The 13,170-nt window shown below is 75.4% G+C and carries 10 protein-coding genes; 4 read left to right on the top strand and 6 right to left on the bottom strand.

Going from position 1 to position 13,170, the window contains the following annotated elements:
- Window positions 1-250: 250 nt before the first annotated feature.
- On the top strand, window positions 251-844 hold the full coding sequence (locus ABT247_RS12450) for a hypothetical protein (protein WP_350741765.1): 594 nt from the start codon (window positions 251-253) through the stop codon (window positions 842-844).
- Window positions 845-1,122: 278 nt separating this feature from the next.
- On the opposite strand, the gene der is transcribed toward ABT247_RS12450, so the two are convergent.
- The 3 genes from der to ABT247_RS12435 all read right to left on the bottom strand — a co-directional run bounded on the left by der (window position 1,123) and on the right by ABT247_RS12435 (window position 5,088).
- Window positions 1,123-2,577 (bottom strand): ribosome biogenesis GTPase Der, encoded by a 1,455-nt coding sequence (gene der, locus ABT247_RS12445; RefSeq protein ID WP_350741754.1) that lies wholly within the window; start codon window positions 2,575-2,577, stop codon window positions 1,123-1,125.
- A 300-nt stretch (window positions 2,578-2,877) separates the two neighbouring features.
- A complete protein-coding gene (gene cmk, locus ABT247_RS12440; protein ID WP_392902579.1) occupies window positions 2,878-3,615 on the bottom strand; it encodes a (d)CMP kinase in 738 nt (245 codons plus the stop codon).
- 387 nt (window positions 3,616-4,002) lie between these two features.
- Window positions 4,003-5,088 carry a prephenate dehydrogenase gene (locus tag ABT247_RS12435; protein ID WP_350741749.1) on the bottom strand — a complete coding sequence of 362 codons (1,086 nt, stop codon included), beginning with the start codon at window positions 5,086-5,088 and terminating at the stop codon, window positions 4,003-4,005.
- 417 nt (window positions 5,089-5,505) lie between these two features.
- Between ABT247_RS12435 and ABT247_RS12430 the strand changes: the two genes are divergently transcribed.
- The 3 genes from ABT247_RS12430 to ABT247_RS12420 are packed head-to-tail and all read left to right on the top strand — an operon-like array spanning window position 5,506 to window position 9,880.
- On the top strand, window positions 5,506-7,914 hold the full coding sequence (locus ABT247_RS12430) for a DUF4139 domain-containing protein (protein WP_350741747.1): 2,409 nt from the start codon (window positions 5,506-5,508) through the stop codon (window positions 7,912-7,914).
- A 3-nt stretch (window positions 7,915-7,917) separates the two neighbouring features.
- Window positions 7,918-9,465: a DUF4139 domain-containing protein gene (locus ABT247_RS12425; RefSeq protein WP_350741745.1), complete on the top strand. Its 1,548-nt coding sequence runs from the start codon at window positions 7,918-7,920 to the stop codon at window positions 9,463-9,465.
- A gap of 52 nt (window positions 9,466-9,517) precedes the next feature.
- Window positions 9,518-9,880 (top strand): DUF952 domain-containing protein, encoded by a 363-nt coding sequence (locus ABT247_RS12420; RefSeq protein ID WP_350741743.1) that lies wholly within the window; start codon window positions 9,518-9,520, stop codon window positions 9,878-9,880.
- 12 nt (window positions 9,881-9,892) lie between these two features.
- Here ABT247_RS12420 and ABT247_RS12415 read toward each other — a convergent pair whose 3' ends face one another.
- From ABT247_RS12415 to scpB, 3 genes are all read right to left on the bottom strand, one after another.
- Window positions 9,893-10,900, bottom strand: a complete 1,008-nt coding sequence (locus tag ABT247_RS12415) for a helix-turn-helix domain-containing protein (protein ID WP_350741741.1) — start codon at window positions 10,898-10,900, stop codon at window positions 9,893-9,895.
- 306 nt (window positions 10,901-11,206) lie between these two features.
- A complete protein-coding gene (locus tag ABT247_RS12410) occupies window positions 11,207-12,481 on the bottom strand; it encodes a pseudouridine synthase (RefSeq protein ID WP_350741739.1) in 1,275 nt (424 codons plus the stop codon).
- 63 nt (window positions 12,482-12,544) lie between these two features.
- Window positions 12,545-13,138 (bottom strand): SMC-Scp complex subunit ScpB, encoded by a 594-nt coding sequence (scpB, locus tag ABT247_RS12405; protein WP_350741763.1) that lies wholly within the window; start codon window positions 13,136-13,138, stop codon window positions 12,545-12,547.
- Window positions 13,139-13,170 lie beyond the last annotated feature (32 nt).

The raw sequence follows: 13,170 nt of genomic DNA, 5'->3' as shown, positions 1-13,170 counted from the left end.
AATCCGATATCTCTGTTGGGGTGACTGGTTTTCAGACGTGTGATCTTCCTATCTGCCGCCCGCCGCACACCCACACCTCCGCCCGCCGCACCTCCGCCGGCGCCCCCGCCGGCGCCCCCGCCCTTGCCCAGCCCCACCGGTGCCCAGCCCCACCGGCTCCGCCCCACCGGCCTCCCCACCACCGGGAGGACCCCCGCCCGTACCCCGAACACCCCCGCATCCCCGCCGCCTCTCACTCGTTGGCCCCTACGTGTACAGCTACGACGTCTCCGCGCCCGCTGGCCGGTCCGCCACCGCTCCCCGCTCGATCCCGGGCATGCGCCCCTCGTACGACGCGGAGCACCCCCACTCGACGACCCCGATCTACGACGAGCTGTACTCCGAGTACCGACGACTGTTCCGGGCCCTCCCGGGCGACCGCTCCGGCGAGGAGGACCTGGCGTTCACCGGGTTCGCGGTCCGCGACGGCTACCCACCGCGCGGCGAGCAGCGCTCCTACCCGCCCCAGCAGCAGTCCTTCCACACCTACGCGGGCCAGGCGCCCGGGCTCCCCCAGTTCATGCCGGCCCAGCAGCAGCACCACCACCCGGAGCCGTCCACCACGACCGGCGACGGCCCCGGCCACCCGGCCCAGGGGACGCCGCCCGGCGCCCACTTCCCCAACGGCCAGGGCTGGGTCGCGGCCGGCTACCTCGGCCACGCCCCGAACGGTGGGCCCGCGCCGCCCCCGGTTCCGTCACCCACGCTCGGTACGGCCACCGGCCTCGCCGCCGCCCCTCCCACCGTCGGCCGCCACCGCCAGATGCTCTCGCTCCCCCCGGGCCGCGTCGGCGACCACCACTGAGGACGCGCCGCGCCCGAGCCCGGAGCACCTGACGGCCCGCGTGCGGCCCCAGCAGCCGGCGGCCGGCACCCAGCACCCGGCGTGCGGCGGCCCCACCGAAAGCCCGAAAAACCCGAACCCCCGAATCCCCGAAACCCGAACCCCCGAAGCCCGGGCCGCGACTCCCCGAGGTCCCGCCACCCGCACAAAGCCGGAAGGGCTCCGTCACCGCAGTGACGGAGCCCTTCCGTTTCACGACCTCCACGACGACCGTGCGCCGGCGGCAGGTCGACGACGCCCTACTTCTTCTTGCGCTTCTCCCGCACCCGCACCGAGATCGAGATCGGCGTCCCCACGAAGCCGAACTCCTCGCGCAGCCGGCGCTCGATGAAGCGCCGGTAGCCCGCCTCCAGGAAGCCCGAGGCGAACAGCACGAAGCGCGGCGGACGGATGCCCGCCTGGGTGCCGAAGAGGATGCGCGGCTGCTTGCCGCCCCGGATCGGGTGCGGGTGGGCGGCCACCAGCTCGCCGAGGAAGGCGTTCAGCCGCGCGGTCGGGATGCGGGTCTCCCAGCCCTCCAGCGCGGTCTCGATCGCCGGGACGAGCTTCTCCATGTGCCGGCCGGTCTTGGCCGACACGTTGACGCGCGGGGCCCACTGCACCTGGACGAGGTCGCGCTCGATCTCGCGCTCCAGGTAGTAGCGGCGCTCCTCGTCCAGCTGGTCCCACTTGTTGTAGGCGATGACGACGGCGCGCCCGGCCTCGACGGCCATCGAGATGATCCGGGTGTCCTGCTCGGCGAGGGTCTCGCTGGCGTCGATCAGGACGACCGCGACCTCCGCCTTCTCCAGCGCGGAGGAGGTGCGCAGCGAGGCGTAGAAGTCGGCGCCGGCGGTCAGGTGGACCCGGCGGCGGATACCGGCGGTGTCCACGAACTTCCAGGTCTTGCCGCCGAGTTCGATCAGCTCGTCGACCGGGTCACGGGTGGTGCCGGCCAGCTCGTTGACGACGACGCGCTCCTCGCCGGCGACCTTGTTGAGCAGGCTGGACTTGCCGACGTTGGGCCGGCCGATCAGCGCGACCCGGCGCGGACCGCCGGGGGCGGCGTCGCCGAAGGTCTGCGGCGGGGCCTCGGGCAGAGCGGCCATGACGGCGTCCAGCAGGTCGCCGGAGCCGCGGCCGTGGAGGGCGGAGACGGGGTACGGCTCGCCCAGGCCCAGCGACCACAGGTAGGCGGCCTCGGCCTCGGTGGACGGGCCGTCGACCTTGTTGGCGCACAGGACGGTCGGCTTGCCCGCCCGGCGGATGATCTTGATCAGGGCCTCGTCGGTGTCGGTGGCGCCGACCGTGGCGTCCACGACGAACAGCACCGCGTCGGCCTGCTCGATGCCCAGCTCGGCCTGGGCGGCCACCATGGCGTCGATGCCGAGGACGTCGATCTCCCAGCCGCCGGTGTCGACGACCTTGAAGCGGCGGCCGTTCCAGCTGGCCTCGTAGGTGACCCGGTCGCGGGTGACGCCCGGCTTGTCCTCGACGACGGCCTCGCGGCGGCCGATGATGCGGTTCACCAGGGTCGACTTGCCGACGTTGGGCCGGCCGACGACGGCCAGCACCGGCAGCCGGACGTGTTCGGCGCCGTCGACGTCGTCGAAGCCGTCGACGTCGAAGCCCTCCTCGGCGGCGAGGGCCATGAACTCGGCGTAGTCGGCGGCGTCCAGCTCACCGTGCCCGGTGGCGGAGTGCTCTGCGGTCATGTTCGTCTGTTCCGTTTCCCGGCCCGGCCCTTCCCAGGGGCGCGCCGTGCGTACCTGCCCCGCTCGGGGCAGCGCGATGGTTTCCTCCGCGGCGCCTCGGCGGCCCGCGGATCGTTCAGTGGCCGGATGACCCGGCCGGCGGCCGGACGACTCGACCAACGGCGGCCCGACCGGCGTCGGTCGGACCCCGGCAGTCGGACCCCGGCAGTCGGACCCCGGCAGTTCCGGACCTCTCACCGGTCGGACTTCTCGGGGTCGGACCCCTCGGCGGCCCGACTCCCAGCGGTCAGATTCCCCGCATCAGACCGCCGACAGCCCGGCCCGCTGCTCCACCAGGGCGGCGATCCGGTCGATCACCTGCTCCAGCGTGAGACTGCTGGTGTCCACCAGCACCGCGTCGGCGGCCTGGGCCAGCGGCGCCGTCTCGCGCGAGGAGTCGGCGGCGTCGCGCCGGGCGAGGTCGGCGGCCATCGCGGTGATGGTCGCCTCGTCGACGCCCTTGGCGCGCAGCTCGGCCGCCCGCCGTTCGGCCCGGGCCTGCTCGGAGGCGGTCAGGAAGACCTTGACGGTGGCCGCCGGGAACACCACGGTTCCCATGTCCCGGCCCTCGGCGACGATGCCGCGCTCGGCGACCTCGGCGCAGCCGCGCTGCAGCTCCACCAGCCGGGCCCGCACCGCCGGCACCGCGGCCACGGCGCTGACACCGGCCGTCACCTCGGGACCGCGGATCGGACCCGAGACGTCCTGGCCGTCCACCGTGATGGTGGGACCGTCGGCGTCCGTGCCCGACACGATCACCGGCTTGCCGCACGCGACGGCGACCGCCTCGGCGTCGTCGACGTCGATGTCGTTGGCCAGCATCCACCAGGTCATCGCCCGGTACATGGCACCGGTGTCCAGGAAGCTCAGGCCCAGCCGGGCGGCGACCGCCCGCGAGACGGTCGACTTGCCGGAGCCGGAGGGTCCGTCGATGGCGACGACGACCGGGGCGTGCGCTCGGTCGGCAGTGTCCACGGGGGCGAACCTCTCTCTGAGCATGGAAGCCGACGCCTGCGCGGGCGGACGGCCGGGGGGAGTTCGTCTCCCTCAAGGTTAATGGACCGCCGCCCGGACCCCGCCCGCCCCCGTTCCGCCGCCCGCCCAGCGCCCGCCGGGCCGCTCGCTCAGGCCCACTGGCCCGCCCGATCAGTGCCCGCCGGACTGCCCGCCGGACTGCCCGCCGCAGTGGCCACGCTCCCGTGCGCTCCGGGACGAAGCTCGGCGGCCCGGCGGACTCCGGACCGCCTGCCGAGCCCCGAGCCCCCGAGCCCCCGAGCCCCCGACTCCCGGTACCCGACTCCCGGCACCCGGCACCCGGCCCCCGGCCCCCATCGCAGCCCCGTCACCCCGGAACCCACCGCCCCGAACCCGCTACTCCGGCACCCGTCAGTCCCGGACGCTCCACCCGCCCGAGCGCAGCGCCGCCGTGAGCCGCTTGACCGCCGCCGGTGCCACCGACAGCTGCACGAAGCCGACCTGCTTCCCGTCCGAGTGCTCGATGGCGACGTCCTCGATGTTGACCCCGGCCTCGCCGACCTCCCCGAACAGCCGGCCGAGCTCCCCCGGCTGGTCCCCGAGGACCACCGAGACGGTCTCGTACCGGGTGGGCGGCGCACCGTGCTTGCCGGGGATGCGCGCCTGCCCGGTGTTGCCACGCCGCATGACCGCCTCGATGCCCTCGGCACCGGCCCGGCGCTCGCCCTCCTCGGCCGCCGCGAGCGCGCGCAGCGCGGTGACGGTCTCCCCGAGGTCGTTGGCGACCTCCGCCAGGACGTCGGCGACCGCGCCCGCGTTGGCGGAGAGGATGTCGACCCACATCGCGGGGTTGGAGGCGGCGATCCGGGTCACGTCGCGCACGCCCTGGCCGGAGAGCCTTATGGCCGTCTCGTCGGCGTGCTCGAGCCGGGCCGCGACCAGCGAGGAGACCAGCTGCGGGGCGTGCGAGACCAGGGCGACGGCCCGGTCGTGCTGGGCCGCGTCCATCACGATCGGCATCGCGCCGCAGAGCGCCACCAGCTCCAGCGCGGCGTTGAGCGTGTCGGTGTCGGTGTCGGCGGTCGGGGTGAGCACCCAGGGGCGGCCCTCGAACAGGTCGGCACGGGCGGCCAGCGGGCCGGAGCGTTCCCGGCCAGCCATCGGGTGGCTGCCGATGTAGTGGACGGTGTCGCAGCCGAGCGCCGCGATCTCACTGCCCGGGCCGGCCTTCACGCTGGCCACGTCGGTGTACCAGTGCGCCAGGTTCCGGCGCTGGCAGTCCGCGAGCACCTTGCCGACCAGTGCGGGCGGCACGGCGATGATCGCCAGGTCCACCGGGCCCTCGGGCGGTTCGATGGTGCCCGCGCCGAGCGACTCGGCGGTGCGGGCGGCGTCCGGGTCGGCGTCCTCCAGGTGGACGGTCAGCCCGCGCGCGGACAGGGCCAGGGCGGCGGAGGTGCCGATCAGTCCGGTGCCGACGACGACGGCAGTGCGCATGGCGGGTGGCTCTCCTCGATCACGGTTCTCGACTGGGCGGTTTCGACGATCGTCTGACGATTCTCGCCGGGTGCCGGGCCCGGCCGGGAGCACCCGCGCCCATCCTCCCACCCGCCGGGCCCGGCCGAGGGCCCCTCCCCCGACGACGGCGCCCCCGGCGACGCCCCCCGACGAGGGCGCCCCCGACGACGACGGCCCCCGACGACGACGCCCCCCGACCACCACCAGCCCCCGGCCCACCCCGGCCCACCGGCAACCGCCGCGCCACCGCCCCCGTCCCAGAGAGTGCACACGCCGCGCCCCGGGAAATCCGACCACGCCCGCCCCGACCCGGGGCAGACTGGCCGCCGGGGGCCGACGCGGCAAGACGGCGCGAGGCGGTACGCGCCGCACCGGACGCGAACGAAGGGGTTGCGCATGGACGATCAGCAGAGCAGTCACACCGGGTCGTCGGAACCGCCGGCCGTACCGGCCCACCCGTCGGTGCTGGAGTCCGTCGTCGTGTACGCCGAGGGCGCGGTGTGCCACCGTCGAGCCACCGTGCCCGTCCCGCCCGACGGACGGCTGCGGCTGACCGGCCTGCCCGACTCGCTGGACGGCACGTCGCTGCGCGCCCGGGTGCTCGCCGGCCCGGCCGGCGCGGTGGTCACCGAGGCCCGCCTCGAACTGGCCGCCCAGCTCCGCGAGCCGGAGGAACTCCCGGTGTTGCGCCGGGAGTTGGAGGAGGCGATGGAGCGCCTGAGCGCGCTCGACGAGCGCCGTCGGCTGGTCCTGGCCGCGATCGACGAGACCGCCGCACTGCGCGCCGTCCCGCCGCAGCGCCGCCGCGACGAGCCGCTGCGCCGCACCCCCGCCGAGGCCTGGCTGGAGCTCGCCGACTTCGTCGACGAACGGCTGGCCCGGCTCCAGGAGCGCGCCGAGCAGCTCACCCGCGACATCGAACTCGCTGACCATGAGCGCGAGTTGGCCGCCGACCGGCTGGAACGGGCGTCCACCGCCGACCGCGCCGAGCCGGTCGGGACCGCCGCCACCGTGCTGCTCACCGTGCGCACCGCAGACCCCGACCCGACCGCCCAGGCCCGCCCGACCGACTCCGCCAACCCGACCGCCCCGGCCCACCCGACGACCGCCACCACCCACCCGACCGCCACCACCCACCCGACCGCCACCGGCGCCGCCACCACCGGACACCTGGACCTCGAGCTGGAGTACGGCGTCCCCACCGCCCGCTGGGTGCCCGCCTACCGCCTCACCTACCGCACCGGAGCCGACACCGCCCAGCTCGTCCTGCGGGCCGCCGTGGCCCAGCACACCGGCGAGGACTGGACGGGCGTCCGCCTCGCCCTGTCCACCGCCGACCTCGACCGCCGCACCGACCTGCCCGCGCTCGGCTCGCTGCGGATCGGCCGCAGCCAGCCCGCCCCGCCGCCCTCCGGCTGGCGCGAGCCCCCGGCCGGCCTGTCCGACCTGTTCACCGGCTACGACACGGCCGCCGCCGCCCGTCCCACCCCCCGGCACGCAGCTCCGCTCCCGGTGTCCGCCTCCGGCCCGGCCGGGGCAGCCCTCGGGGCCGGGTTCCCCACACCCCCGGCGTACGCGGCGCACCAGCCGCCGCCCTCCGGCCCGTACGGCGGCGGCTCGCTGAGCGTCCACGAGCCGGCCCAGCCGCACGAGCCGGCCCCACCCCAGGGGCCGGTCCCCGCGCCACCGCCGCCCGGCTTCGCCGGCTACGGCGCCCCGCCCGCACTCTCCGCACCCCCACCCGCCCCGGGCACCATGCCGGCACCGGCCGCACCGGCGTCCCAGGCCCCCGGCGGCGCCCCGATGCGCTACGCCAAGGCCGCCGCAGCGCACCCCGAAGCCGCCGCAGCGCACCCCCAGGCCGCCGACGCGCTGCCCCCGGCCGCCGGCGGCGCCCCGCCGGAGGAGGCCCGGCGGCGCGGCCGGGGCCTGCACCCCACCCCGCCGCCGGTCACCGGCTTCCACCCCGACACCGCCCTGCTGGACTACCCCGGCCTCCTCCTGGCCGGCCCCGACGCCCCCGCCGGCCGTCGCGGCACCCTGCGCCCGGACCCCGCCCGGATGGAGCGCGAGGAACGGGAGCGGTTCCTCCCCGGCGGCCCCGGCGGCGCCCGGGTCCGCGACCTCGCCCTGCCCCGCCACGCCGTCCCGCCCCGCCGCTCGGCCGGTTCCTTCGACTACCGCTTCGACGCCGTCGCCCCGGCGGACATCCCGTCCGACGGCACCTGGCACACCGTCACCGTCGACGAGATCCCGCTGTCCGTCCGCCCGGAGTACGTCACCGTCCCGGCCGTCGAGGAGAAGGTGTACGCGACCCTGGTCCTCGCCAACCGCACCGACCGCGCCGTCCTGGCCGGTCCGGTCGAGGTCACGGTGGACGACGAGTTCCTGCTCACCGCCGCCCTGCCCACCCTCGCCCCCGGCGGCGTCCGCAGCGTGGGCATCGGCGTCACCGAGAGCATCGAGGTGGCGCGCCGCACCGAGCTGCACGAGTCGGCCACGGGCATGCTGAAGGGCAACAGCACCGTGCTCGACCACCGGGTGCACGTCCAGCTGGCGAACCGGCTGGGGCGCACCGTCACCGTGGAGGTCCGCGAGCGCGTGCCGGTCACCTCGGACGCCGAGATCCGGATCGAGGAGCGCGGCGACTGGCACGCCCCGACCGCGCCGACGCCGGAGTGCCCGCCCAGCACCCGGCTCTGGCGGGTCGACCTCCCGCCCGGTGGCCGCAGTGAGCTGGACGGCGGCTACCAGATCAAGATCCCGGCCGGAAAGGCCATCGTCGGCGGAAACCGGAGGAACTGACAGATGACCGGAGAAACCACCCCCCTCCCCGTCACCGCCGTCACCTGCCTGGAGGACCGCGCGCAGGTCGAGCGCACGACGACCGTCGAGCTCGCCGGGGGCGTGCAGCGGCTGCGGCTGGGCCCGCTCACCGCCCTGGCCGTCGACCGCACCCTGCGCGCCGAGACGACCGGCCCGGGCACCCGGGTGCTGGAGGCCCGGCTGGTCCGCACCTGGACCCCGCGCGCCCCGCTGCCGCCCGGTCCGCAGGACTCCGCGCTGCGCCACCGGCTGCACGCGCTGGAGGCCGAGTCCCGCCTCGCCGACCAGACCCGGGCCCGGCTGGAGGCCCGTCTGGCCCTGCTCGCCCAGCTGAGCGCCGACCTGCTGCGCGAGATCGGCGAGGGCGCCGGCGTCGGTGAGATCGAGCGCACCCGCTGGGCGCGCGAGCTGGACCGGGTGGACGCCGAGCGCGAGCGCTACGGCGAGGAGCTGCGGGCGACCCGCTCCCGGCTGCGCCGGCTGGACCAGGAACGCTCCCAGGCCCTGATCGCCCTGGACGAGGCCGAGGAGGAGCCCGCCGAGCTGGTCGCCCACCTGGAGCTGACCGTCGAGGCGGCCCGGCCCGGCCCGACCGGGCTGACCGTCAGCCACCTGGTGCCCTGCGCGCTCTGGCGCCCCTCCTACCGCGCCACCCTGGACGGCGGCGGCCTGCGGCTGGAGTCGGAGGCGGTGGTCTGGCAGCGCACCGGCGAGGACTGGACCGGTGCCCGGCTCACCTTCTCCACCGCCCGTTCCGCCCTGGCCACCGACCCGCCCGCGCTCACCGAGGACGTGCTGGCGCTGCGCGAGCGCACCGACGAGGAGCGCCGCACGGTGGAGGTCGAGCTGCGCGAGGAGGCGATCAGCACCCTCGGGCCGTCCGCCGCCGTCCCCGGTCTGGACGACGGCGGCGAGGTGCGGGTGCTGCCCGCCCCCGCCCCCGCCACCGTGCCGTCCGACGGCCGGGCCCACAAGGTCCCGCTGGGTGCCTTCACCGGCCCGGCGAGCAGCGAGTACGTCTGCGCGCCGGAGCTGTCCCCGCTGGTCACCCGGGTGGTCCGGTTCCGCAACACGGCCGGGCACCCGTTGCTGGCCGGCCCGGTCGAGCTGGTGCGCGGCAGCGGCTTCACCGGCCGGGGCGAGCTGCGCTTCACCGCCGCAGGGGCCGAAACGGAGCTGTCCTTCGGGAGCTCGGACGGCTACCGGGTGGTCCGCGAGACCGAGGAGCGCCGGGCCGTCGCCGCGCTGACCGGCCGCCAGACCACGACCCGGACCGTGCGGCTGCACCTGTCCCGCTTCTCCGGGCCGGAGGAGCACGACGAGCAGGTGGTCGCGGTGCGCGAGCGGGTGCCGGTCTCCGAGGTCTCCTCGGTCGAGGTGCGGCTGCGCAAGGAGGAGTGCTCGCCGGCGCCGGACTCCTTCGACGCCGAGGGCATCGTGCGCTGGGACGTCCCGCTCGGCCCGGGCGCCCGCCGCACCCTCACCCTGGTGTACGAGGTCGCGGCCGCCGCCAAGGTGGCGGGTCTGTGATGCCCGCCGCCTCGTGACGACCGCTCAGGAAGGAAACGGGTACAAAGGGAACATGATCCTCCATCTCGCACCCCTGGACGACTGGCTGACCGACCCCGGCCGACCGTACGCCGCCGCGTCGCTGCTCACCGACGGGTTCATCCACTGCTCGGCGGACGAGCGGACGGCGCTCGCCGTGGCCAACGCCTTCTTCACCGACGCCCCCGACCCGCTGATGGTGCTGCTGATCGAGGAGTCGCTGGTGGAGCCGATGGTCAAGTGGGAGGCCCCGCACGGCGCACCGCCGCCGGGAGCCACCCCCGGCGTCCTCTTCCCGCACATCTACGGCCGGCTGAACCGCTCGGCCGTGGTCGGCCTGCAGAAGGTCGAGCGCGGCCCGGACGGCCGCTGGGCCTCGCTCAGCCCCTGGAGCTGACCGGCTCGAGGTTCACAGCCACCCCCGCTCCCGGGCCGCCATCCCGGCCTGGAAGCGGGTGGTGGCGCCCAGCGAACGCATCAGGCTCTGGAGCCGCCGCTGGGTGGTCCGGGCGCTCCAGCCCAGCGAGCGGGCGATCGACTCGTCGGTCAGCCCCGCGGCCAGCAGGCCCAGCAGCTTGCGGTGGTCGGCCTCCGGTTCCAGCGAGGCCTCCGCGGTGCCGATCGCGGCCTGCAGCTGCACCGCCCGTTCCCACTCCGCCTCGAACAGCGTGTCCAGCGCCTGGAGCAGCGCCGAGGGGTGGATCACGTAGGCGGCGTCCAGCACGCTGTCACCGACGCTGATCGGGATGATCGCCATCCGGTCGTCCGAAATGATCATCTTCATCGGCAGGGTCGGCCGCACCCGGGCCTCCTCGCCGTCCGCCACACCGACCAGGATGTTCCGCTCCAGCCGGCCGGGCCAGGCCACCGCCTCCCGGTCGTAGACGGTCCGGAACCGCAGCCCCTCCTTCAGCCGCCGCCGCTGCAGGGTCAGCGGCGCCACCGGGTCCTGGATGTACGGCGGGCGGTCGAAGCCGCGCACCTGGTACTGGCTGGTCTCGGTGATGTGCTCCAGCCGCTGGGCGATCGCCTCGCCGCCGGTGAGCACCTCCACCGAGTGCGCCGGGTCGGTGTAGCGGGAGGCCTCCCGGAACGCGTCCATCAGCCGGTGCATCTCCGCCCGGGCCCGGCGCAGTTCGGACTCCCGGTGGCCGATCAGGGTCCCGATCGCCACGTCCGGGGCCACCGGCAGGTAGCGCTGCCGGTCCACCGGTGCGCGGGTGGCCATGCCCTGCTGCGCCAGCCGGTCCAGTGCGCGCACGCTCTGCTGGAGCGTCAGGCCGCAGCTCTCGGCCAGTTCCTCCGCGGTGGACTGCGGACTGGCCACCAGGGCCGCGTAGACCTGCCCGTCCGGCTCGGACAGCCCCAGCGGGCCGAGGGCCTGACCGGCTGACCGTCCCGGTACTGCATCGGACACGACGCCGTCTCCCCCTGTTCGCCCCGGACACCCCCACCGGCGCTCGCCCTGGCGCAGTCCCGCCACGGGGCGGACGGTGGTCCGGTGGCCATCCTCGGCCACGGATCATGGCGCTGACAAGGCCGTGACCAGCGGGTGCGTTCCGGCTCACACCCACGAACGCCGGAGGGTCCCCCGCCACCACGGGCAGGGGACCCTCCGACGAACGCCGCTCGGACGCACGCCGCTCGGACGCACGCCGCTCGGACGCACGCCGCTCGGACGCACGCCGACGAACGGCGGCGGACGACCGGCGGGGCCCGACTCCTACAGGCCGACCTCGCGCATCAGCTGACCGACCTCGGGGTTGGTCAGCCGGCGCAGCCAGCCCGACTTCTGGTCACCGAGCGCGATCGGGCCGAAGTGGGTGCGCACCAGCTTCTCGACCGGGAAGCCGACCTCGGCCAGCATCCGGCGGACGATGTGCTTGCGGCCCTCGTGCAGGGTCACCTCGACCAGGTAGTTCTTGCCGACGTTGGAGACGACCTTGAAGCTGTCGGCGCGGGCGAAGCCGTCCTCCAGCTCCACGCCCTGGGCCAGCTGGCGGCCCAGGTCGCGCGGGATCGGGCCCTGGATGGCGGCCAGGTAGGTCTTGGTCACGCCGTAGCGCGGGTGGGTGAGGCGGTGGGCCAGCTCGCCGTGGTTGGTGAGCAGGATGATGCCCTCGGTCTCGGTGTCCAGGCGGCCGACGTGGAACAGCCGGGTCTCCCGGTTGGTCACGTAGTCGCCGAGGCACTGCCGCCCGTCCGGGTCCTCCATGGTGGAGACCACGCCGGCCGGCTTGTTGAGCGCGAAGAACAGGTAGGACTGGGTGGCGACGGTCAGGCCGTCGACCTTGATCTCGTCCTTGTCCGGGTCGACGCGCTTGCCCTGCTCGGTGACGCGCTTGCCGTTGACCTCGACGCGGCCCTGCTCGATCAGCTCCTCGCAGGCGCGGCGGCTGCCGACGCCCGCACGGGCCAGCACCTTCTGCAGGCGCTCGCCCTCGGGCTCGCCGAAGGTCTTGGGCAGCTTCACGGCCGGCTTGTCGTGCCGGGCGAGCACCGCGTCCTCGATCTTGGCCTGCAGCTCGCGCGAGCGCTGCGGCTGGCGGCGCGGGTCGCCCGGGGCGCCCTGGCCCTCACGGCGCGGACGCGGGGCCGGGCCGGGACGCCGGCCGGCGTAGCCGCCGCGGGCCGGGGTGGCGTTCGGGCCGCCGCCGAACTCCGGACGGTCGTACTTGCGCTCCTCCGGCCGCAGCGGGCGGTCCGGGAAGCGGCGGTCGTCCCGCCGGTCGTCCCGCCCGTAGGAGCCGCCGCGCGCACCCGAGCCGGAGCCCGAGCCACCGCGGCCGCTGCCGCCGCCGTAGGAGCCGCCGCGCGAGCCGCCGCCGTACGAGCCGCCCCGGGAGCCGGAGCCCGAGCCGCCCCCGTACGAACCCCCGCGCGAGCCCGAGCCGCCGCGGCCGCTGCCGCCGCCGTAGGAGCCGCCCCGGCCCCCGCCCTGTCCGCCGCGACCGCTGCCGCCGCCGCTGCTGTTCCTGCCGTTGCCACTGCTACGCATCAAAGTGTCCGTACGTCGTTACCGTCTGGGATGTGCGGTCGTCTCGGCCGACCTCACCTCCCCCTACCGATCGTGCGCTGCCCGACCGGCCTCGCCACTGCCGTCCACGGCCTGTGCGGCAGCGACGGCGACCGCGTCCGCGATCATCGTGCCCTCCAGGGACTCCGCTTCCACGTCGTCGACCTCGGGCAGGAAGGGAGCGAGCTCCGGCAGCTCGTCCAAGCCGCGGAGCCCCATCCGTTCCAGGAAGTAGTTCGTCGTCCGATACAGGATCGCACCTGTTTCGGGCTCGGATCCGGCCTCTTCCACCAGTCCTCGCTGTACCAGGGTACGCATCACTCCGTCACAGTTCACACCGCGGACGGCGGAGACCCTCGATCTGGACACCGGCTGCCGGTACGCGACCACGGCCAGGGTCTCCAACGCGGCCTGGGTCAACCGGGCCTGCTGGCCGTCCAGCAGGAAGCGGTCGACGGCCGCGGCGCAGCTGTCGCGGCTGTAGAACCGCCAGCCGCCCGCCACCAGCCGCAGGTCGAAGCCGCGCCCGGCCGCCTCGTACTCGGCGGACAGCTCGCGCAGCGCTCCGGCCACCTCGGCCCGCGGCCGCTCCAGCACGCCGGCCAGCCGCTCCTCGGTGACGGGCTCGTCGACGACCATCAGGATCGCCTCCAGCTCGGCCCGCAGCCCGG

The organism is Kitasatospora sp. NPDC001539 (assembly GCF_040298565.1).
Classification (GTDB): Bacteria; Actinomycetota; Actinomycetes; order Streptomycetales; family Streptomycetaceae; genus Kitasatospora.
Note: the sequence above shows the minus strand (reverse complement) of the source record. Positions and strands in the feature narration are given on the sequence as shown.